Here is a 21727-nt window from a genome sequence, read left to right as displayed (position 1 = left end):
CGATGAGTGACTCAGCGCAAATCGCCGGGGACGAAAGGGTCAAGAAAGAACCTTTCATGACCAAGCTCATGAAACGGCCCGAACTCGGTGCGATGGCCGGTGTCGTTCTGGTGGTCATCTTCTTTGCCATCACAGCAGACGATTCGATGTTTACCCTGGCCGGGGTCATGAATTTCATGACACCTGCGGCACAGCTGGGCATTCTGGCAATCGGTGCGGCCCTTTTGATGATCGGTGGTGAGTTTGATCTGTCCATCGGATCGATGGTGGCGTTTGCGGGCCTGTTCTTCGGCGTCTGCGTGGTGACATGGCATCTGCCACTGATCATTGCGATCCCCATGACATTTGTATTCGCGGCATTCGTCGGAGCAGTGAACGGCAATATCGTCATAAGATCCGGCCTGCCGTCCTTTATCGTGACGCTGGCTTTCCTGTTCATTCTGCGTGGCTTGTCCCTTGTTGGCCTCAAAGCGGCGACCGGAGGGTCGACCCAGTTGCGCGGTGTGCGTGACGTGGTTGAAAACGACTGGCTGGCGCCGTTCTTTTCGGGCGAAGCCTTTGGCAGCCTGTTTGCCTGGCTGGCGGCCAACGGCATGATTGACACCTTCAAAAGCGGAGCACCCAAGGTGCCCGGCGTTCCGGTCGAAATCCTGTGGTTCATCGTGCTGGCATTGGCCGCCACCTATGTGTTGCTGCGAACCCCGGCGGGGAACTGGATTTTCGCGGCGGGCGGTGACAGCACTGCGGCATCGAATTCCGGTGTTCCCGTGAGCAAGATCAAGGTGTCTCTGTTCATGCTGACTGCCTGTTGCGCTGCACTGGTGGCCATCATTACGGTGATCGACGCGGGCTCGACCGACGCACGGCGTGGTTTCCAGAAAGAATTCGAGGCGATCATCGCTGCCGTGATCGGGGGCTGTCTGCTGACGGGCGGATATGGCTCGGCCATCGGGGCGTTCTTTGGTTCGATCATCTTTGGCATGGTTGTCATCGGACTGACCTATACGGATTTCGATCAGGACTGGTTCCAGGTGTTCCTGGGCGCGATGCTGCTGATTGCCGTTCTGTTCAACAACGCGATCCGCAAACGCGTAACCGGGGAGCGCTGATATGACCGAAGATACCAAGTTCCACCATGGCGATGCGGCAGGCGATCAGGCCCCCATCGTGGAAATGAAGGATATCGAGAAGCACTTTGGCAACATCATCGCATTGGCGGGCGTCAGTTTTGACGTCAAGCCGGGTGAATGCCACTGCCTGCTGGGCGATAACGGCGCGGGCAAGTCGACCTTCATCAAAACCATGTCCGGGGTACATAAACCCACCAAGGGCGAGATCTTTTTCGAGGGCAAACCGCTGCATTTTGACACTCCGCGGGATGCGATGGAGGCAGGCATCGCGACCGTGTTCCAGGACCTTGCGATGATCCCGCTGATGAGCGTCACGCGCAACTTTTTCATGGGGCGCGAGCCGACCAAGGGTAAGGGTCTGCTGAAGCGGTTCGATGTTGAACACGCGAATGAGGTCTGCATGGAAGAGATGCGCAAGATGGGCATCAACCTGCGCGGGCCGGATCAGGCGGTTGGCACCTTGTCTGGGGGGGAACGGCAGACCGTTGCCATTGCCCGCGCCGTGTATTTTGGTGCCAAGATCCTGATCTTGGACGAGCCGACCTCGGCCCTTGGTGTGCGCCAGACTTCGAACGTTCTGGCCACCATCGACAAGGTGCGTAGTCAGGGCGTCGGCGTGGTTTTCATCAGCCACAACGTGCGTCACGCGCTGGCGGTGGGTGACAGGTTCACCGTTTTGAACCGGGGCAAGACGCTGGGCACAGCAACGCGTGGCGAGATCACGCCAGAGCAGTTGCAGGACCTGATGGCAGGCGGTCAGGAAATGGCCGAGCTAGAAGGATCGCTGGGCGGTACGGTTTAAAGTACAGAACTTGGATGCCCCAATGGGGCATCCATCGGGCGGTGGCACGTGACGCCCCACTTTTTTCAGGCTTTGATACAAAAGCTGGCACCTTCGCAAATGAGAAAACCCGCAGGCCGCCAAAAGCGGAGCTGAGTTGAAAGGGATCATGATGAGCAAGACAGTCCGACTGACCGCGGCGCAGGCTCTGGTGCGCTATCTGGGCGCGCAGATGAACGAGGCCGGAGAGCCCTTTATCGCAGGTGTCTGGGCGATTTTCGGCCATGGCAACGTGGCCGGTCTGGGCGAGGCGTTGCACGGTGTGAAAGACAGCCTGCCCACCTATCGCGGTCATAATGAGCAGACCATGGCGCATTGCGCGATTGCCTATGCCAAGCAGTTGGGGCGCAGGCGGGCGATGGCGGTCACTTCGTCCATCGGGCCGGGGGCCACCAACATGGTTACCGCTGCGGCGCTGGCCCATGTGAACCGCCTGCCGGTTTTGTTGCTGCCCGGTGACGTGTTCGCCACGCGTGGTCCCGACCCGGTTTTGCAGCAACCCGAAGTGTTCTCGGACGGAACCATCAGTGCGAATGACTGTTTCAGACCGGTCAGCCGCTATTTCGACCGCATCACCCGGCCGGAGCACCTGTTGACGGCGCTGCCGCGCGCCTTCCGCACGATGACGGACCCGGCGGATTGCGGTCCGGTGACGCTGGCCTTTTGTCAGGATGTGCAGGCCGAGGCTTATGACTATCCCGAAAGCTTTTTTGAGCCGCGCGTCTGGTATCAGCGCCGAATTCGTCCGGATGAGGGTGAACTGACACGGGCCGTGGCCGCGATTAAGGCAGCCAAGCGCCCTGTGATCGTGGCCGGGGGCGGTGTGCATTACTCGGACGCGACCGCCGCTTTGCAGCGCTTTGCCGAAGCGCACAATGTGCCGGTGGCCGAGACGCAGGCAGGTAAATCCGCGCTGGCCTGGGATCATCCGCTGAACCTTGGTCCGATTGGCGTCACCGGCGGTGAGCCTGCCAACGATATCTGCGCCGAGGCGGATCTTGTGCTGGGCGTCGGCACCCGTTTTCAGGATTTCACCACCGGGTCTTGGGGATTGTTCGCGAACCCCGAGCGGGAATTGATCAGCCTGAACACCGCCGCCTATGACGCGGCAAAGCACGGCGCGATGCCGCTGCAGTCTGACGCCCGCGTTGGGCTGGGTGAACTGAGCGACGCGTTGGGCGGTTACCGCGCGCCTGATATGCCTGCAACGCTGAAGTCGGAATGGTTTGCCAAGGTCGACGCATTGACCGACGCGCCCGCAGACACCAATGCGCTGCCCACGGATATGCAGGTGATTGGTGCCGTGCAGCGGGTGGCCAATGAAAACACCGTTGCCATGTGTGCCGCGGGCACGATGCCGGGTGAGTTGCACAAGCTGTGGAAGGCACCGCGCCCCGGTGCCTATCATATGGAATATGGCTTCAGCTGCATGGGGTATGAGATCGCCGGTGCGATGGGCATCAAGATGGCCCAGCCCGACCGCGACGTGATCTGCTTTACCGGCGACGGTACTTACATGATGGCGAACTCGGAAATGGCGACGGCGGCGATGATGGGGATTTCGTTCACCGTTGTGGTCACCGACAATCGCGGCTTTGGCTGCATCAACCGTTTGCAGATGGGAACCGGCGGGGCCGAGTTTAACAACCTGCTGGATCACGCAATCGGCGGCGAAAATTCGGTGATCGACTTTGCCAAACATGCCGAAGCAATGGGGGCGACCGCGCTCAAGGTCAGCTCGATCACCGAGCTTGAGGAGGCACTGGCCAAGCGAAGTGACATCAAAGGCCCCTATGTGGTGGTGATCGACACCGATCCCTACCCATCGACCGAATATGGCGGAACGTGGTGGGAAGTGGCGGTGCCCGAGGTCAGCATCCGTCCGGAAGTAAACGAAAAACGTGCGGCCTATGAGGTCGCCATCAAGGAAAGAAACACGAAATGAGCGTGAAGATCGGTATCTCTCCGATTGCCTGGCAGAATGACGATCTGCCGGACCTGACCGCAGCCTACACGATGGAGCAGGCGCTTAAAGAAGCGCGCGAGATCGGCTATACCGGTGTCGAGCGTGGCCAGCGGATGCCCGGCGACACCGAAGGGTTGCGCGCCTATCTGGACGCAAACGACATCGCGCTGTGTGGCGGTTGGTGTTCGGGCAGTACTCTGGTCAATGACCTTGAGGCCGAGATCGCCATCGTGCGCGAGCAGGTGGAACAATTTGTTGCGCTGAACAGCCCCTGCATTGTTTACGCCGAGTGTTCAAATACCGTTCAGGGGCAGATCGGAACACCGGTCAATGACCGCCCGAAGCTGTCCAAAGACGAGGTTCTGGCCTATGCGGGCAAGCTGACCGAGCTTGCCAAATGGATGGCAGATCAGGGTATGCCGGTGGCCTATCACCATCATATGGGCACGATCATCGAAAGCGAAGAGGATGTGAACTGGCTGATGCAAGGTTCAGGCCCCGAGCTGAAGCTGTGTTTCGATACGGGCCATCTGCTGTTTGGTGGCGGCGATGTGATGGCCACGCTGAACCGTTGGGGCGACCGGGTGCACCATGTCCACTTCAAGGACATCCGCCCTGACATCGTGCAGGACACGCGCGAGAACAATCGCAGCTTTCTGGATGCGGTGATCGCCGGCGCGTTCACCGTGCCGGGTGATGGGTGCATCGACTTTCAGGCCGTAGCCAACGCGTTGAAAGCAATGGATTACAGCGGCTGGATCGTGGTCGAGGCCGAGCAGGACCCCGCCAAGGCGCCGCCCTATGAGTACTCCAAATTGGGCTATGACCACATCGTCGAGGTTTGCGGCAAGGCAGGGTTGGAGATCACCGTTTAATCACCGCCCCTCGGGGCAACACCGAAGCCATGAAAGAGGAGTTTGTCATGGTACATCAAGAACTTGGATACGTCGGCTATTTTGACCGGGAATCCTGCGATCTGGATGAGTTCAAGGTGTTGACCTCGCAAAACCTGACAACCGGTGCGGTGCCTCATGCCGCATCGGTGCAAAAGAACGTTCCGATCTATGATATGCACGCCCTGCGCCCGGCGCTGGAGAATGCGGATCAAAGAAAAGCACTGCTGGCAGAATGGGCAGGCGTGTTGGACAAATCTGCGGGTGTGATCGTTCTAAAAGGCGCATTTGCGGATACGTCCGTGATCGACCGGGCGACCGCTGTGTTCCATCAGATCATCGAGGAAGAACGTCAGGGCGGGGCCGGGGAAGGTGACCACTTCGCGGCCTCGGGCGCGAATGACCGGATATGGAACGCATTGCAGAAACAGTGCTTGCGCGATCCCGAGGGCTTTGCGCTCTATTTCGGGAATGTGGCCATTGCAGCGGCTTGCGAGGCGTGGCTGGGGCCGAACTATCAAATGACCGCGCAAATCAATCAGGTGCGCCCCGGCGGCAAGGCACAGCAGGCGCATCGGGATTATCATCTGGGCTTTCAAACCGCCGACAGCGCCGCCCGGTATCCGGCCCATGCCCATCTGGTGACGGCTTCGCTGACCTTGCAGGGGGCGGTTGCGCATTGCGATATGCCCGTGGAAAGCGGCCCAACCAAACTGCTGCCGTTTTCGCAGCTTTATGCGCCGGGATATCTGGCCTTTCACGATGCGGCACACCGGGCGTTTTTCGAAGAGAACTACATTCAGTTGCCCCTTGAAAAGGGGGATGCCGTTTTCTTCAACCCGGCGCTGTTTCACGCTGCCGGGGAAAACAGCAGTGCGGATATTCAGCGGATGGCGAACCTGTTGCAGGTCTCGTCTGCCTTCGGTCGTGCGATGGAGATGGTTGACCGGCAGTCCATGTCGCAGGCGGTGTTTCCGTCGCTGGCCGCCCTGAAACAACGGGGGGCGCTGAGTGCGGCAGAGCTGAATGCGGCGATTGCCGCAACGGCTGAGGGCTATCCGTTCCCGACCAATCTGGACACCGACCCGCCGATTGGTGGCAATGCGCCTGAAAGCCAGGCCGACATATTGCACCGGGCCGTATCGGAAGGGTGGGCCGAGGCCCGACTGTCCGAGGCGCTTTCGGCCCTGCAAACACGGCAAGCGGCCTGAGGGCGATACAGGCGGGCCGTTTAGGCCCGCCCAATAAGGAGAACAAGAATGGCAGACCTGCTGAAGAAGCCTATTGGAACCCGTAGCAAGGTACATGACATCACCCCGGACAGTGCCGGATGGCGATATGTGGGTTTTGGGCTGTATCATCTGCAAGCAGGAGACAGGGCGGCCGAGGCGACAGGAGACCGCGAAGTCATTCTGGTGATGGTCGAAGGCAAGGCGCGGATCACCGGGGCCGGGCAGGACTGGGGCGTATTGGGCGGTCGGATGAACGTGTTCGAGAAGACACCGCCGCATAGCCTGTATCTGCCCAACGGAACCGAGTGGGAGGCTGTGGCGGAAACCGATTGTGTTGTGGCGGTGTGCTCGGCCCCGGGCAAGGGCGGACACAAAGCGCGCCGGATCGGGCCAGATGGCATCACGCTGACCGAACGCGGCAAGGGTGTGAATACGCGATATATCAACAATATCGCGATGGAGAACGAGGATTGTGCCGACAGCCTGCTGGTGACCGAAGTCTTTACGCCCAATGGGCACTGGTCCTCTTACCCCAGTCATCGACATGATGAGGATGATTTCCCCCGCATCACCTATTTGGAAGAGACGTATTACCACCGCCTCAATCCGGCCAACGGGTTCGGAATCCAGCGGGTCTATACCGATGATGGCCAGTTGGATGAGACGATGGCCGTCTCCGATGGCGATGTTGTGATCGTTCCGCGTGGCCATCATCCTTGCGGCGCGCCCTATGGGTTTGAGATGTATTACCTGAACGTCATGGCGGGCCCCCTGCGCAAATGGCGGTTTGCCCTGGCCCCCGAGGTCGAATGGATCATGGAGCGTGACGGATGAGCCAAGACTTCGCCAATTACCCTAGCCTTGCGGGCAAAACGGTTATCATCACCGGCGGGGCCGGGGGAATTGGTGCGGAAACCGTTCGCGCCTTCGCCGCACAAGGGGCGAAGGTCGGGTTTCTGGATATCAATGCGGATGCGGGCCTTGCTCTGCTGGCGGAACTGGACGGTGAACACGCCTTTGCGCGATGCGACCTGCGCGATATCGAAGCAATGCGGGCTGCGCTGGACCAACTGGTTGAGGAACTGGGCGAGGCGGATGTGCTGGTCAACAACGCTGCCCAGGATGACCGCCACGACTGGCGCGAAGTCACGCCTGACTATTGGGATGAGCGGATGGCGACCAATTTCCGCCATATGTTCTTTGCCATTCAGGCTGTGGCCCCGGGTATGATCGCCAAGGGCGCAGGTTCGATCGTCAATGTCGGATCGAATTCCTGGTGGGAGGCCGGGGCAGGTTTTCCGGCCTATGCCACCGCGAAATCGGCGGTGCACGGCCTGACGCGCACCATGGCGCGCGAATTGGGCGATCACCGCATTCGTGTGAACACGGTTGTGCCGGGCTGGATCATGACCGACCGCCAGAAAGACCTGTGGGTCACGCCCGAGGCGCTGGCCAAACAGGTCGACCGCCAATGCCTGCCCGATCCAATTGAACCTGTCTATGTCGCGCGCATGGTGCTGTTTCTGGCCTCGGACGACTCCGCCATGTGCAGCGCGGGCAACTTCATGGTCGAGGGCGGCTCGATCTGAAGGAGAAAGCGCGCGTTAGCGTTGCGGGGGTGCACCAAAGGCACGGATGACCATGCGCGCGGCGGCTTCGACCGGGTTGTGGGTTTCCTTCAGGATGGTCACGCGGTCAAACCGTTCGGGATCGCGATTGACAGCGTCTCGCAGGGCACTGCCGAAGGCCATGCGCAGCTCGGTCCCGATGTTGAATTTGCAGATTGAGGTTTCGCGGGACAGCTTCATGCGCTGATCTACCGGCACGCCCGACCCGCCATGAATGACCAGAGGCACTGTGGTCAAGGCGTCGATCTCGGCGATGCGGGCTTCGTCCAGACCGCCTTCCTTGTTTTGTTGCAGGTGGACGTTGCCGACCGATATCGCCATCGCATCCACACCGCTTTCACGTGCGAACTGGGCCGCTTCTGTCGGGTCGGTGCCGTTCGATCCTTCACCGCCCGAGTACCCGACAAAACCAATCTCGCCTTCGCAGGAAATCCCTGCCGCATGGGCCATCTCGGCAATTGCGGCAGTTTCATCGATGTTTTGCTGCAAGGGCTTGCGCGATCCGTCGAACATCAGGGACGTAAAACCGCTGTCGAGCGCGATCTTGCAGTCTTCGAACGTATAGCCGTGGTCCAGATGCGCCACGACGGGTACCGAGGCGTTTTCGGCCAGATACCGGAACATCTTGCCCAGGACCGGCAGCGGAGTGTGGTCGCGGCAGCTGGGTCCGGCTTGCAGGATCACGGGCGCATTCTCGGCCTCGGCCGCGGCCACATAGGCGCGCATATCTTCCCAGCCGAGTGTGACCAGCCCGCCCACGGCATAGCCCTTTTCATAAGCGGGTTGCAGGACGTCTTTCAGCGTGACGAGGGTCATTTGAATTTCGCAATCATGTCTTTGATGCCGGGAATGGTCTCGATCTGATAGGCATGTGTGGGCTGGAAATACTGCACCAGAGAACGCTGGGTCAGGCCGCCGAGGATGGTGAAATAATACATCTCGTACCCCGGCAAAACGCAGCAGGGGTGATAACCCTTGTCGATGCAAACGGTCGATCCATCCACGATGTGATAGGCGTCACCCGGCTGGTTATCCTCGCGCTGCAACATCTGAAGGCCCGAGCCCCAGTTGGGTTTGAACCGGAAATTATAGGTCTCATCGTGGCGGGTTTCGTCCGGCAGGCGGTTGGTGTCATGCTTGTGGCTGGGAAAGCCCGACCAGCCGCCCTGACCGACGGTGAACAGCTCACTCACCAATAGGCGGCCGACCTTGTCGTGTTGCTTTTGGCCAAGGATGTGTTTGATTTTGCGGTGGGTTTTGGTGTCGTCGCTGCCATATTGCACAAGGTCGTGTTCGCGCACATCGAACGGGTCCAGCACCTTGTCATATTTGGCACCGGCAATGAACACCTCGGTCGCGTCAGAAACGCAGACCATCTGTACCTTTGCGCCGACGGGCACATAGACGCCCTCGGGCTCGCCATCCCAGACATCTTCGCCCCGGTTGCCCAGACTGGGGAAGGAAACGCCTTCGACATCCACATCGACGCTGCCGGTTGCAGGGACGATGCAGGTCTCGTAGCCCGGCACCTGGTATTCGAACGCCTCGCCTTTTTTCAGTTTGACGATGTTGAAATAGTTCAGCGGAACGGACGGATCACCGGCGTCAACGATGGGCTTGTTCTGATTGTCATAGGGCGCGATATGCATGGGATACTCCTATGTGGTCGGGCCAGGGTGAGAGGCGAGGAACGCGTTCAGTTCGGGGGTCGTCGGCATGGCGGGGGCGCAGCCGGGTTTGGAAACGACAATGGATGCGCAGGCGGAACCGCGCATCACCGAGTCTTTCAGCGAGTGCTCCGCCGCGATCGAAGCCAGAAGCCCTGCCATGAAACTGTCACCAGCCCCGACTGGCTTGATGGCGTCCACTGGGTAGATCCCGGTTCTGATTTCCTGCCCATCCGCCAGCGTCACGGCGCCTTTTTCGCCCATCTTGTAAATGACAACCCGGCCCGGTTTCCTGGCGAGGTCCTGTGCCTTGGCAAAGCCCTTTTCCAGACCTCCGGCCATGAACCCGAACTCTTCATCATTGCCGACAATCAGGTCACAGGCTTCGCCCGCACGGGACAGAACGTCAGCGGCAACTTCCGGCGACGGCCAGCTGTAGGGGCGGTAATCAACATCGAAAATGATCGGAAGACCAGCTTTGCGCGCGTTTTCAAACCCTTGGAACGTGGCGCTGCGCGAGGGTTCCGACGCAAAGACAGTGCCAGCCGAGATCAGGGCCGAGAAGGATGAATAGTCAACCCTGTCGACATCCGCGTCAGTAACCTGAAAATCGACCGCACCGTTGCGGTAGATGACATTCTGAAAGTTCTCGGTCCGGCTTTCATACAGGGCCAGAGAGGTGCGATACTCACCCCCCAACACGCGGATGTAAGAGGTATCCACCCCGTAATGTTGCAACCGGTTGAGGCAGAACCGACCAATTGCATCGTCCGAGATGGAGGTGATCAAGGATGCCTGACTGCCCAGCTTGACCAGACCGGCACAGATATTCGCGGACGAGCCGCCAAGATCGGCATGGAACGTATCGGCCTCTTCGCTTTTGACACCGATCGGGTCTGCGTAAAGGTCCATACCCGCACGCCCCAGAACGGCAAAGCGGTTTCCTTTGATACCCTCCATCAAAGCGCTCACGTCATATCCTCCGGCAAAGTGGGGTGGGCAAAGTTTGGACCTTGCGTTGAATCGATTCACACGATACTGATTTTGCAACCGGTTGCAAACACAATGTGCGAGGCCATGGCAGATGCCTGAAATCGGAGTGGGAATCGTGGGTGGCGGTTATATGGGCAAGGCCCATTCCGTTGCCATGTCGGCCGTCGGTGCGGTGTTCAACACGGCGTTGCGCCCCCGGCTCGAGGTCATCTGCGCGTCGAGCCCGGACAGTGCCGAACGCTACCGGGCGGCCTATGGATTTCAGAGGGCGACCGATGACTGGCGCATCTTGGTTGAAGACCCCAGGGTCGAGGCAATCGTGATCGCCTCGCCTCAGTCAACACATCGTCAGATCGCCGAAGCGGCTTTTGCCTTGGGCAAACCGGTCTTGTGCGAGAAACCATTGGGCGCATCGCTTGAAGACAGTCGGGCCATGGTTGCCGCGGCTGAGGCTTCGGGGGCGGTGAACATGGTGGGGTTCAACTATATCCGCACACCCGCCAGCCAATATGCCCGCCAGTTGATTGCCGATGGCGCGATTGGTGACATCACGTGGTTTCGGGGCGAGCATACCGAGGATTTCTATGCCGATCCGCAGGCCCCGGCCACCTGGCGCACAACCGGTAGGGCCAATGGCACAATCGGCGATCTTGCCCCGCATATGGTCAACGGCGCATTGGCGCTGATCGGGCCCATTGCGCAGGTGATGGCCGATGTTGAGACCGTTCACAAAACCCGCCCCGGTGGTGAGGTAACAAATGACGACCATGCCCAGATGATGTGTCGGTTTGAAAACGGGGTGATGGGAAACCTGTATTTCAGCCGCGTCGCGACGGGTCGGAAAATGGGATATGCCTATGAAATATCAGGCACAAAAGGTGCCATCCGGTTCGATCAGGAGGACCAGAACGCGCTGTGGCTGTACAAGCGCGAAGGGCCCGAAGCCGCGCGCGGGTTCACCAAGATCCTGACCGGCCCAGCACACCCGGATTATGAGCCCTTCTGTCAGGGTCCGGGTCATGGAACCGGCTATCAGGATCAGATCATCATCGAGGCTAAGGATTTTCTACAGGCCATCCACACCGGCGAGGCGATCTGGCCCACGTTCCGCGACGGGCATGAGGTCAACCGCGTGCTGGCCGCTGCGCTGGCCTCGTCCGATCAGCGGCAGTGGCAGGACATCAGCGATTTCTGATCGCTCTACGAGACAATTCCAATGAGAGACAATGACCATGGCTAAGTTGAGATGGGGCATGATCGGGGGTGGTGAAGGCAGCCAGATTGGCCCCGCGCACCGCTTGGGGGCACAGGCTGACGGGCTGTTTGAGTTTGCCGCTGGCGCGCTGGATCACCGGCCCGACGTGGGCCGCGAATACGCGCAGCGATTGGGTGTTGCTGCCGATCGCGCCTATGGCGACTGGCAAGAGATGCTGGCGGGCGAAAAAGACCGCGACGATCGGATTGATCTGGTAACCATCGCGACGCCCAATTCGACCCATTTTGAGATTACCAAGGCGTATCTTGAGGCAGGCTTTAACGTTTTGTGCGAAAAGCCGATGACCATGACGGTTGAAGAGGGCGAAGAGATTGTGCGCGTGGCCGAAGCCTCGGGCAGGATCTGCGCGGTGAACTACTGTTACTCTGCCTATCCGATGGTGCGTCAGGCTCGCGCGATGGTGCGCGCAGGCGAAATCGGCAAGGTGCGTCTGGTGGTGACCAATTTCAGCCACGGCCATCATGGCGACGCCACAGATGCGGATAACCCGCGCGTACGCTGGCGCTATGACCCTGCGATGGCCGGGGTGTCGGGGCAGTTTGCCGATTGCGGTATCCACGCGTTGCATATGGCCAGTTTCATCTGTAACGATCAGGTGAAATCCCTGTCTGCCGACATGGCCTCGACCATCGCCAGCCGTGAGTTGGAAGATGATGCAATGATCAATTTCCGGATGGAGGGCGGCACGGTTGGACGCCTGTGGACATCTTCGGTGGCGATCGGGCGGCAGCATGGCTTTGACATTCAGGTCTTTGGCGAAACCGGTGGGCTGCGCTGGGCATCCGAACAGCCCAACCAGTTGATCTATACTCCGGTCGGCGGGCGTACGCAGATCATCGAAAAGGGCGAGGGCGGTTTGCACGACGAGGTGCAACGCCTGTCGCGTGTCGCCATAGCGCACCCCGAGGGGTTCCCGCTGGCGGTCGCCAACATCTATTGCGATCTGGCGGACGCGATCCGCGGTGAAAGACGCGGCGGTCTGCCCGGTGCGGCAGATGGGCTGCGGTCCATTGCGGCCGTCCACGCGGCTGTTGCATCGGGCAAGGCCGATGGCGTGTGGAAGGACGCGCGCCCGCCGATGTTTCGCTGATCAGGGGCGGGGCCGCAATGTGCCCCGTTCGATCACGCGGCAGGGGAAAATGCGGGCCTCGGGATAGCGCTGAGGCTCTTTCAGCATCTCGACAACCAGATCGACGGATGAGGTGATGATCTGCTTGATCGGCTGGTGGATCGTTGTCAGGTTAACGCTTTCCCAGCGCGACATTTCCATGTCGTTCAGTCCGATAATTCCAATGTCCTGACCGGGTTTCAGCCCGTGATCAGCCAGTGCGGACAATGCGCCTACAGACAGGATGTCATCGCCGCAGAAATACGCTTCGGACGGGGTGTTGGCCAACAGGCGCAACATTTCGGCGCGGCCGGCCTCGAAGGAATAAGCCCCTGCGAAACAATGACTTAATTCGATATCGGGATGATCTGCCAATTCTTCCATGAACCCGCGATACCGGTCGAGTGCCGAGGTTGCATCTTTGGGCCCGCCCAGATAGCCGACACGCCTGTATCCGCGCGCCAAAAGCTCGCGCGCGGCCATGCGCCCGCATTCGACGTTGTCGATTCCCACCACATGCACTTCGGGCGAGGTGGCCGAGCGACCGAACGTGTGCACCACCGGTACGCCCGCATCGTGGAACGCCTTGGCAAAGCTGGGCGGCAGCGTCGAAGAGGCAACGATGGCCGCGTCAACCGAATACTGGCGCAGCATGCGGACCGAGTTTGCGGGCTCGGTCTCGTCCGTCAGGTTCACGATCAAAGGGCGTAGCCCGCGTTCCTGCAAGGCGCGGGTGAACTGATCGAACACCTCAAGAAAAATCGGGTTGTGAAAGTTGTTCGAAATCAACCCGATCAACTTGGTGCGCCCGGTGGTCAGGGACGAGGCGAGGGCGTTGGGACTGTAGCCAAGCTCTCGCGCGGCCTTTTCAACTTTGCTGCGTGTTTTCGCAGAGACCGAGGCGCCTTCGGTAAAGGTGCGCGACACCGCGGATCGCGATACACCAGCCAAGGCTGCGACGTCTTTCAGGGTCACGCTCACGCAGTGCGGCTCCGGTCGTTGATGGTCAGAGATATCAAGGTGTTTTGCATCAGAGATTCATTATGCACCATCGCAAAAGTCTTGCAACCGGTTGCAGGTCGCACTAGGCGGACGAGATCATCGCCGGCCACCTATGTTTATGAGCGAATGGCGGGAAAGGAAAGACCGGTACAGGCGACGGGTTTCGCAAGAAACACCAAGGATCGAACGCTACCGGTTACGCCCTTAGAACCTTAACGAAAGGCAGGACATTCCTCCGTCCAGCTTTGCGCAGTCGGTGTTGTCGATTTCTACGACCTCATACCCTTCGCGATCCAACATCTCAGCGGTGCGTGGGAAGCCAGCGGCCATCAGCACCAGATTGTTGAAGCGGATCGCATTGGCGGCAGCTTCCTCTCCGTCCGCAACATGCAGCACCCGGTAGCCCTCAAAACAGCCCGATGCATCCAGCCGTCGGGTCGACAGTATTGTCTCGGCGTCCATCAGCGAACAATCTGTCTTGAAGTGTAGGACGCCCTCGGGCGTGAAAACTTCGCGCAGTTTGTGCCCCCACTCCGAGGTGATTTTCGCCAGCTCGGCGACACCTTCCGCGTCAGTCCGGTCTGACCGGCCCACCAGAATTTCTCGACCGGTAACAAGGATATCTCCACCCTCGACATGGCCGGGTCCCTGAATTTCCAGAACCGTGTCGTAGCAGTCGCGAAGGGTCGGCGCCATTTCAGCCACTTCACCCATCCGCGAAGGTGCGCCGGGCCGCATCAATATCGCACCTTGCGGCAGGCAAAGGGCTGTATCCTCGACAAATTGCGCGTCGGGAAACGCGTTCAGGGGATCCAGTTCGATCACCTCTGCTCCGGTGCTTTTCAGTGCTGCCACATATGCCTTATGCGCCGCTGTCATCCCGTCGAAATCCGGGTTTCCGATATCTTCTGCACGCAACCCGCCTGCAATAGTCGGAGCCGGACGGCGGGTGATGGCGCGGGAAAACTCAAAGGTTGGGTCTGACATGTTTCAATCTTTCTGAGCTGCGAATTTCGGAGCGGTGACTTCGATCATTACCGGCCCGTTCTGGGCGGAAGTTTGGCGCAATGCCTGCGCGACAGCCTGCGGTTCAGCTGGAACCGAAGCGAATGGAATACCGTATGACTTGGCCGTCGCCGAAAAATCAGGAGGCGAGGGATCACATCCTATGACTGTCACGCCCGCATCCTGCATTGACGTGGCAATTTCCTGGTATCCGTGGTTGTTCCAGATCACGAAGGTGACCGGCAGGTCTTCGTCGACTGCGGCCATGATTTCAGGCAGAGAAAACTGCGCGCCCCCATCGCCCGCGATACATATCACACGTGCTGTCGGATCGGCGACCGAAGCACCGATGGCTGCGGGGATTCCATAGCCCAGCGCGCCGTACCCGGTTGCCGCGTTAAACCAGCCTCCGGCCCGGTCGTGATCGTAGAAAAGATTGCCGGCATAGATCGGTTGGGTGGAGTCTCCGACCATCAGGGTGTTCGGGACCGCAGAACGCATTGCGTTGAGGATTTCCACCTGTTTGCGATAGTCCGGACCAATTTCCGCCCAGGCGGCGTCACGTGTTTTGCCTGTACGTTCCGCGCCATCGCTTTGCTTTGGCTTGTGCGGCAAGGCGTCAACCAGCGCTGATACAGCCAAGTTGACGTCACCTTGAATGATGAGCGCTGCCTCATGTCGCGCCAGTTGGTCGCCGCACCGATCAATCCGTATCAACCCTGACATTTTAGCAATTTGGCCGGTGGCATACATATCATAGTCGGTTGGGCCCAGCTCGGTTCCCAGTGCAAGGACGCAATCGGCGCTTTCTATCAAGCCGCGTACGGCGTTCAGGCTGGGGCTTGCCGGAACAGTCAGCGGATGCCTGTGCATCAGGCCGCGCGCGTTGACCGTTTGCACCACGGGCGCATCGAGAGCTTCGGCCAGGGCCTGCAATCCAGCCTCGGAACGTTTTGCGCCGCCGCCCGCCAGAATGACAACGTTCTTCGCTTTGGCCAGTTGCTGTGCGGCTTGTGTAATCAAAGCCGGGTCAATCGGAGAGGCTGAGACAAGCGGTTCGACCTGTGTTTCCTGATAATCAGCCGCTGCGATATCCAACGGAACTTCGATATGCACCGGTCCGGGTCGACCGTTGGTGAGGGTGTGGAACACGCGGTCCAAGGCCGGGTCCAGAGCGTTGGTGGCGGAAACCTGTTCGGACAACAACGCAACGGTCCTGGCCAGTCCCGACTGGTCTGGCAATTCATGCAGATGCCCTAAACCCCTGCCAAGCGACGCGGTTTTGTTGACCCCAGACACCACCAGCATTGGTATTGAATCCGCGCGGGCCTGCGCCATCGGCGTCAATGTATTGGTTAATCCGGGCCCGGTGATCACAAAGGCCACACCCGGTTTGCCTGACACGCGCGCATAGCCGTCGGCCATAAATCCTGCGCCCTGTTCGTGTCTGGGTGTAACGTGACGAATGCCCGAGCCTGCAAGCCCGCGGTAAAGCTCGACCGTATGAACGCCCGGAATTCCGAAGACGCAGGTCACATCCCTTTGGCGAAGCCTGGCAACCAATGCTTCGCCCACGGTCATTTCACTCATGCAACCTCGCGTGATTTTCTGTTGGCGTGATCGATTATGCGAGAGACCGCAGTGGCAAAGTCGGTGTCACTGATCGTCAGTGCGACCCGTACCCAGTCTTTCAAGCTGTCCCCAAAGGCGGAACCCGGCATGACAGCCACCCCGGTCTGCAACAGGTCCCAGGCATAGGCTTCGCCGTCCAACCCGGTGGCGGAGACGTTGATCATGGCGAACATTCCCGCCTGAGGCCGGTGAACGGTCAGATCCGTTTCTGCTTCGAGGCGATCAGCCAAAAGCGTGGCGCGCGCTGAAAAACGGGCGGCCATGCCGGAGGCAACCTCGGACCCGTCACGGATCGCCTTTTCAGTCATATCGGCGATAAAGGGCTGATTGCCGAAAAGCATGGTCTCGGAATAGGGCAGTAGCGCTTCGCAAAACGCGGCTGGCCCGACACACCAGCCACTGCGGAACCCCGGCGCGGCATGTGATTTCGAGATGGATGATACGCCTATGACACGATCCGCCAGTTCCGGGTCTGCCAGTGGCGACACAAATCTGGCCCCGTCAAAGATCAGTTCTTCATAGACCTCGTCCGAGATAATCCACAAATCATACGCAATCGCGAGCTGTCCGATCTCGGTTAACTCCTCGGCGGTCAGGATCGCGCCCGTTGGGTTGTGTGGCGTTGTCAGAAGAATGGCGCGGCTGCGCGGTGTTACGCGTGCGGCGATATCTTTGGCCTGCATGCGAAACCCGTGTTCCGGGCGCAGAGGTACGGGCACCATTTCCGCCCCGGACGCACGAACGACCCCTTCGTAGGTTGCATACATCGGATCACCGACCAGAACTTCGTCACCGGCCTCGGCAACGCCGGCCATGGCAGCGAACAGTGCGGTCTGCGTTCCGGGAAAGCACAGAAAATTCTCGGGCCCGAAAACGCGTCCGCGGGAGGCCGAGTAACGGGCGGAAAGCGCGTCAAGCAAGCCAGCTTCGCCACGGCCATTGGAGTAGCCCGTTCGCTGGGCCCGTAGTGAGGTTACGGTGGCTTCGACCAGCGCGTCCGGCACCGGCACGTCCGGTTCACCTATCGTCATTTCGATGATGTCCGCTCCGGCCTTGATAAGGTCGCGCGCTTTCAGATGTACGCCCCATTTGGCGCCACCCAAGCCCGCTAACCGTTCTGTCACAGATGTGGTCTTCATGGTTGTTCCACCTCTTTGATCAATGGGATACCGACGATAGCGCTGACGGAATCCAATCCGATCTGCGCCAATTGACCTTCGGAAAACGCATCTGGAAGCGCACCGCCTTCCAGCCAAAGACCGTCGATAACCGCGTTGCAGGCAATGGCCAGTTGCACGGCTTGCGGCGTGGTGACTGGACGTCCGGTTTCTTGCAATGCGGCGACGATCAGCTTTTCAAGCTGATCCCGGAAATAGCTGTAGGTTTGCTGGTGGATGCGTTGCATTTTCGGATCACGCTGTACCTTGTTCAGGAAGCCGGCCCACAAGGCCACAGCGCTTGGATCAACGATTGGCGGTCGCAGCGACGCATCAACGAAGTTGGTCAACTGAGATACTGCGCTGCCTTTCCCTGACGACGCAGCTGTCTGATCGGTCAGCGTATTCATGTGATGTTCGTACGCAGCCTGAACCAGTTCCTCCTTGGATGAGAAATAGTGCCGGATCAGCCCTTGGGTCACGTTCGCGCGGGCCGCGATCTGACGCACAGTGGCACCCCGAACGCCCATCTCGGCAATCAGGTCCAAAGTCGCCAGGATCAGCGCCTCGCGCCGAAACTCGGCAGATTCACGTGTAAATTTACGGCTGTCGTCCTGCACGTCCGGGCCATCCATGGTACGGAATTATTATACACTTGCATAATTGCGAGATTCGAGGCTTACTGCAAGCTGAAATCAGAAGATTCTTGGATATGGACACAGCCAAAGCAGCAACACCCGCACGCGAAGCAACCACGTCTGAAGAGGCGATAAGGGTTGAGGACCTGCACAAGTCTTTCGGCACGCTGGAGGTTTTGAAAGGTGTCTCGCTGACAGCGAACAAGGGCGATGTCGTTGCCATCATTGGGGGTTCAGGCTCGGGCAAATCCACCATGCTGCGCTGTATCAACTTTCTGGAAACACCAAGCTCGGGAAAGATCACCATCGGCGGTGAGCTGGTTGAAATGCATGCCGACGGCAGCCCCTCGAACCGCCGCCAGATAGAACGTATCCGTACGCGGCTTGCGATGGTTTTCCAGCAGTTCAACCTGTGGACACATCGAACGCTTCTGGAAAACGTGATCGAGGTACCGGTACATGTCCTTAAGGTACCAAAGGCCGAAGCTGTCGCGCGGGCGCATGACCTGCTGAAAAGGGTGGGGCTTGGTGACAAGGCCGACACCTATCCGGCCTATCTTTCAGGCGGTCAGCAACAGCGCGCCGCCATCGCACGCGCGCTTGCGGTGGATCCTTCGGTGATGCTTTTCGATGAGCCAACTTCAGCGCTTGACCCAGAGCTTGTCGGCGAGGTTCTGACCGTGATCCGGGATCTTGCAGCGGAAGGGCGCACCATGCTGCTTGTGACCCATGAAATGAAGTTTGCGCGCGAAGTCGCGAACCATGTCGTCTATCTTTTCGAGGGCCGCATTGAAGAGCAGGGTCCACCTGCCGAGGTCTTCGGAAATCCAAAATCAGAACGATTGAAGCAGTTCCTCAGCTCGGTCGCCTGATCCACTACAAAAAACAACAAAATAAACCTAAAGGGAGTAACAAAATGAACGTCAAAAAACTGCTCGCGTCCGGTCTTGCCGCCGCTGTCCTTTCGGCTGGTGTTGCCAGTGCAGAAGAGGTCAAGATCGGCATCGCGGCCGAGCCTTATCCGCCCTTCGCGTCGCTGGACAGTTCAGGCAACTGGGTTGGTTGGGAGATCGATGTCATCAATGCAGTTTGCGCCGCTGCCGAACTTGACTGTGTTATCACGCCAGTGGCCTGGGACGGCATCATCCCATCGCTGACCGGACAGCAGATCGACGCCATCATGGCCTCGATGTCGATCACCGAGGAACGGTTGAAAACCATTGATTTCAGCGATCCTTACTACAACACACCTGCGGTTATCGTTGCCGATAAATCGATGGATATCGAAGCAACCCCGGAATCGCTGGCGGGTAAAGTCATTGGCATTCAGGCTTCGACGATCCACCAAGCCTATGCGCAGGAATACTTCAAGGATTCCGAACTGCGCGTCTATCAAACTCAGGATGAGGCCAATCAGGACCTGTTTGCCGGTCGGATCGACGCCACACAAGCTGACAGCATTGCGATGGCCGATTTTGTGAATTCGGATGCCGGTGCTTGCTGCGAAATCAAAGGTGCCGTGAAGGACGATCCCGCCATTTTGGGGCGTGGTGTCGGTGCGGGCGTTCGTAAAGGGCAGGATGACCTGCTTGCGGCGTTGAACAAGGGCATCGCGGCAATTCTTGCCGATGGCACGCATGAGAAGATCACGTCGAACTATTTCTCGACCAGCATCTACTAAGCCGTTGCCGTGACCGGATTTCTGGAATCACTTGGTTTGGCGCAGAGCGCAGAGCTTCTGTCGCTCTCGCCGCCGGGGTGGGGGGCCAATCTGCTACGCGGATTGTCTCACTCCTTGCAGATCGCTTTTGGCGCATATGCGCTGGGCCTCGTGATCGGATTGTTCGGAGCGTATGGCAAACTTTACGGCGGGAAGGTCACGCGCGACCTTCTTGCCATTTATACGACCGTGATCCGCGCCGTGCCGGAACTGGTCCTGATCCTGATCCTGTATTACGTGGGATCCGACATTATCAACAAGATATCTGCTGCCATGGGTGGTGGCCGCGTCGAGATCAACGGCGTTGCCGCAGGCATTTGGGTGCTGGGCGTCGTTCAGGGCGCGTATGCGACCGAGATTCTGCGCGGTGCCATTCAGGCGGTTCCGCCCGGTCAGATCGAAGCGGCGAAATCCTACGGGATGCCGGCCTTCATGACCATGCGGCGCGTCACAATCCCCGCCATGATGAGCTTTGCGGTACCGGGTCTGGCCAACTTGTGGCTGATTGCAACCAAAGACACCGCATTGCTGGCCGTTGTCGGCTTTAACGAGCTGACGCTGGAAACGCGCCAGGCGGCCAGCAGCACGCGGGCCTACTTCACCTTTTTCCTGGCGGCGGGCTTCCTTTATCTGATGGTTACGCTGTTTTCGGGTGGGATCTTTGCGCGGATTGAGAAATGGGCCCGTCGCGGCCAACCCGCTCTGAACGGAGGCAGCAGATGATCGACCTCAGATCTCTGATGCAACCTCATCGTATCGTGATGATGCTGATCTTTGCCGGGATCGCGGTTTGGTGCGCGATGACATTGCGGTGGGACTGGATACCCAATTATGCGCCGCTTGCATTGAAGGGTATCTGGACCACGCTTTGGTTGCTGGTTGTCACGATCGTTCTTGGATTTTTACTGGCTGTACCGCTTGGATTAGCGCAGGCCGTTGGGCCATGGTATCTTGCGGCACCCGCAAAGGCGTTCTGTACCATCATTCGCGGCACACCGCTGCTTTTGCAGCTTTGGTTGCTGTATTATGGCCTCGGCTCTCTGTTTCCGCAGTTTCCATGGATACGATCATCTGAACTTTGGCCGTACCTGCGTCAGGCTTGGCCCTATGCGGTGCTGGCGTTGACACTTTCTTATGCGGGTTATGAAGGCGAGGTCATGCGCGGAGCCTTCAAGGGCGTTGCCAAAGGACAGCTGGAGGCGGCCAAGGCGTTTGGTATGCCAAGGCTGACGATGTTTCGCCGCATCTGGTTACCGCAGGCAATCCGCAATGTTCTGCCGACTTTGGGCGGTGAAACTATCCTGCAACTAAAGGCAACACCGCTGGTCGCCACAATAACCGTGGTTGATATCTATGCCGTGTCGTCCCGTGTGCGTGCCGATACGTTTATCGTCTACGAACCGCTTATCCTGTTGGCTGTATTCTACATTCTCGTAGCGGGCGTAATTGCATTGGTGTTCCACTGGCTCGAGGTGAAGGTTCTGGGAACCGGACGCCGCAATGGGCTTGTCGGATAGTTTCGGCCAGTAGTCGAAAGAAACTTGCCCCGCGAATTCCGAGGCGGTTATTTGATGAATTGTTCCCAGCGACCCAGATTGCAGGCTTAAGCGTAAAACAGGTGTTTGAAACGGGATCAGGAAATTTGGTTCGGTCGCGCCCCGCAAGTTCAACGCTCTAATGATACAGCATCTAGGGTAGCTGCACGACAAGAGGGCATGAGTGCCAGCGCGGCCATAGGTGAGAGGAACGGCCTGGCGCGATAGCCGAACAGCGAGAAAAATTGAGTGGTGCTAAGACAGCGGTCCCAACATCAATGCAGTTCGGGAATTGCCACTCTGG

At 59.0% G+C, this 21727-nt stretch carries 21 protein-coding genes; 13 read left to right on the top strand and 8 right to left on the bottom strand.

What is annotated here, in order from left to right:
* The first annotated feature begins 2 nt into the window (after positions 1 to 2).
* The 7 genes from ACR0M3_RS07860 to ACR0M3_RS07830 all read left to right on the top strand — a co-directional run bounded on the left by ACR0M3_RS07860 (position 3) and on the right by ACR0M3_RS07830 (position 7651).
* Positions 3 to 1109, top strand: coding sequence for an ABC transporter permease (locus ACR0M3_RS07860; RefSeq protein WP_480475272.1), 1107 nt, complete (start codon positions 3 to 5; stop codon positions 1107 to 1109).
* Between the two features lies 1 nt (position 1110).
* Positions 1111 to 1932, top strand: coding sequence for an ATP-binding cassette domain-containing protein (locus ACR0M3_RS07855; RefSeq protein WP_480475274.1), 822 nt, complete (start codon positions 1111 to 1113; stop codon positions 1930 to 1932).
* Positions 1933 to 2083: 151 nt separating this feature from the next.
* The gene (iolD, locus tag ACR0M3_RS07850; protein WP_480910154.1) at positions 2084 to 3916 is read left to right on the top strand and encodes a 3D-(3,5/4)-trihydroxycyclohexane-1,2-dione acylhydrolase (decyclizing); all 1833 of its coding nucleotides are present in this window, start codon (positions 2084 to 2086) and stop codon (positions 3914 to 3916) included.
* Positions 3913 to 4812 (top strand): myo-inosose-2 dehydratase, encoded by a 900-nt coding sequence (gene iolE, locus ACR0M3_RS07845; protein WP_480518582.1) that lies wholly within the window; start codon positions 3913 to 3915, stop codon positions 4810 to 4812. Before iolD ends, iolE begins: the two co-directional genes overlap by 4 nt.
* 47 nt (positions 4813 to 4859) lie before the next feature.
* Positions 4860 to 6041 (top strand): phytanoyl-CoA dioxygenase family protein, encoded by a 1182-nt coding sequence (locus ACR0M3_RS07840; RefSeq protein ID WP_480910152.1) that lies wholly within the window; start codon positions 4860 to 4862, stop codon positions 6039 to 6041.
* A 48-nt stretch (positions 6042 to 6089) separates the two neighbouring features.
* The gene (gene iolB / locus ACR0M3_RS07835; protein ID WP_480910150.1) at positions 6090 to 6896 is read left to right on the top strand and encodes a 5-deoxy-glucuronate isomerase; all 807 of its coding nucleotides are present in this window, start codon (positions 6090 to 6092) and stop codon (positions 6894 to 6896) included.
* On the top strand, positions 6893 to 7651 hold the full coding sequence (locus tag ACR0M3_RS07830; RefSeq protein ID WP_480910148.1) for an SDR family NAD(P)-dependent oxidoreductase: 759 nt from the start codon (positions 6893 to 6895) through the stop codon (positions 7649 to 7651). The genes iolB and ACR0M3_RS07830 overlap by 4 nt, the downstream gene beginning before the upstream one ends.
* A 15-nt stretch (positions 7652 to 7666) precedes the next feature.
* Here the strand turns inward: ACR0M3_RS07830 and ACR0M3_RS07825 are convergent, their stop codons facing one another.
* Genes ACR0M3_RS07825 through iolC form a run of 3 tightly spaced genes read right to left on the bottom strand, consistent with a single transcriptional unit; the run spans position 7667 to position 10317 of the window.
* On the bottom strand, positions 7667 to 8506 hold the full coding sequence (locus ACR0M3_RS07825) for a class II fructose-bisphosphate aldolase (RefSeq protein WP_480910146.1): 840 nt from the start codon (positions 8504 to 8506) through the stop codon (positions 7667 to 7669).
* Entirely contained in the window at positions 8503 to 9339 is an 837-nt protein-coding gene (locus ACR0M3_RS07820) for a 5-deoxy-glucuronate isomerase (RefSeq protein WP_480870006.1), read from the bottom strand. The genes ACR0M3_RS07825 and ACR0M3_RS07820 overlap by 4 nt, the downstream gene beginning before the upstream one ends.
* Before the next feature lie 9 nt (positions 9340 to 9348).
* Positions 9349 to 10317 (bottom strand): 5-dehydro-2-deoxygluconokinase, encoded by a 969-nt coding sequence (iolC, locus tag ACR0M3_RS07815; protein WP_480910336.1) that lies wholly within the window; start codon positions 10315 to 10317, stop codon positions 9349 to 9351.
* A gap of 124 nt (positions 10318 to 10441) precedes the next feature.
* On the opposite strand from iolC, the gene ACR0M3_RS07810 reads away from it, so the two are divergent.
* Both ACR0M3_RS07810 and ACR0M3_RS07805 read left to right on the top strand, forming a co-directional pair.
* Positions 10442 to 11545: a Gfo/Idh/MocA family protein gene (locus ACR0M3_RS07810; RefSeq protein ID WP_209507848.1), complete on the top strand. Its 1104-nt coding sequence runs from the start codon at positions 10442 to 10444 to the stop codon at positions 11543 to 11545.
* Between the two features lie 37 nt (positions 11546 to 11582).
* A complete protein-coding gene (locus ACR0M3_RS07805) occupies positions 11583 to 12716 on the top strand; it encodes a Gfo/Idh/MocA family protein (protein ID WP_480910144.1) in 1134 nt (377 codons plus the stop codon).
* On the opposite strand, the gene ACR0M3_RS07800 is transcribed toward ACR0M3_RS07805, so the two are convergent.
* The 5 genes from ACR0M3_RS07800 to ACR0M3_RS07780 form a co-directional block, all read right to left on the bottom strand.
* Positions 12717 to 13715, bottom strand: a complete 999-nt coding sequence (locus tag ACR0M3_RS07800) for a LacI family DNA-binding transcriptional regulator (RefSeq protein ID WP_480506802.1) — start codon at positions 13713 to 13715, stop codon at positions 12717 to 12719.
* A gap of 225 nt (positions 13716 to 13940) precedes the next feature.
* Complete coding sequence (locus tag ACR0M3_RS07795) at positions 13941 to 14723, bottom strand: dimethylarginine dimethylaminohydrolase family protein (RefSeq protein WP_480773273.1); 783 nt, start codon at positions 14721 to 14723, stop codon at positions 13941 to 13943.
* 3 nt (positions 14724 to 14726) lie between these two features.
* Complete coding sequence (locus ACR0M3_RS07790; protein ID WP_480910142.1) at positions 14727 to 16331, bottom strand: 5-guanidino-2-oxopentanoate decarboxylase; 1605 nt, start codon at positions 16329 to 16331, stop codon at positions 14727 to 14729.
* The gene (locus ACR0M3_RS07785) at positions 16328 to 17512 is read right to left on the bottom strand and encodes a pyridoxal phosphate-dependent aminotransferase (protein ID WP_480910140.1); all 1185 of its coding nucleotides are present in this window, start codon (positions 17510 to 17512) and stop codon (positions 16328 to 16330) included. Before ACR0M3_RS07785 ends, ACR0M3_RS07790 begins: the two co-directional genes overlap by 4 nt.
* Positions 17509 to 18165, bottom strand: coding sequence for a TetR/AcrR family transcriptional regulator (locus tag ACR0M3_RS07780; protein ID WP_480910138.1), 657 nt, complete (start codon positions 18163 to 18165; stop codon positions 17509 to 17511). The genes ACR0M3_RS07785 and ACR0M3_RS07780 overlap by 4 nt, the downstream gene beginning before the upstream one ends.
* A 77-nt stretch (positions 18166 to 18242) precedes the next feature.
* Here ACR0M3_RS07780 and ACR0M3_RS07775 point away from each other — a divergent pair, with 77 nt between their 5' ends.
* The 4 genes from ACR0M3_RS07775 to ACR0M3_RS07760 are packed head-to-tail and all read left to right on the top strand — an operon-like array spanning position 18243 to position 21405.
* On the top strand, positions 18243 to 19040 hold the full coding sequence (locus ACR0M3_RS07775; protein ID WP_480483321.1) for an ABC transporter ATP-binding protein: 798 nt from the start codon (positions 18243 to 18245) through the stop codon (positions 19038 to 19040).
* A 44-nt stretch (positions 19041 to 19084) separates the two neighbouring features.
* Positions 19085 to 19849, top strand: a complete 765-nt coding sequence (locus ACR0M3_RS07770; RefSeq protein WP_480475308.1) for a transporter substrate-binding domain-containing protein — start codon at positions 19085 to 19087, stop codon at positions 19847 to 19849.
* 9 nt (positions 19850 to 19858) lie between these two features.
* Entirely contained in the window at positions 19859 to 20611 is a 753-nt protein-coding gene (locus ACR0M3_RS07765) for an ABC transporter permease (protein WP_480475310.1), read from the top strand.
* On the top strand, positions 20608 to 21405 hold the full coding sequence (locus ACR0M3_RS07760; RefSeq protein WP_480538898.1) for an ABC transporter permease: 798 nt from the start codon (positions 20608 to 20610) through the stop codon (positions 21403 to 21405). Before ACR0M3_RS07765 ends, ACR0M3_RS07760 begins: the two co-directional genes overlap by 4 nt.
* The last annotated feature ends 322 nt before the right edge of the window (positions 21406 to 21727 follow it).

It is taken from the genome of Ruegeria sp. O5, from assembly GCF_056535105.1.
Note: the sequence above shows the minus strand (reverse complement) of the source record. Positions and strands in the feature narration are given on the sequence as shown.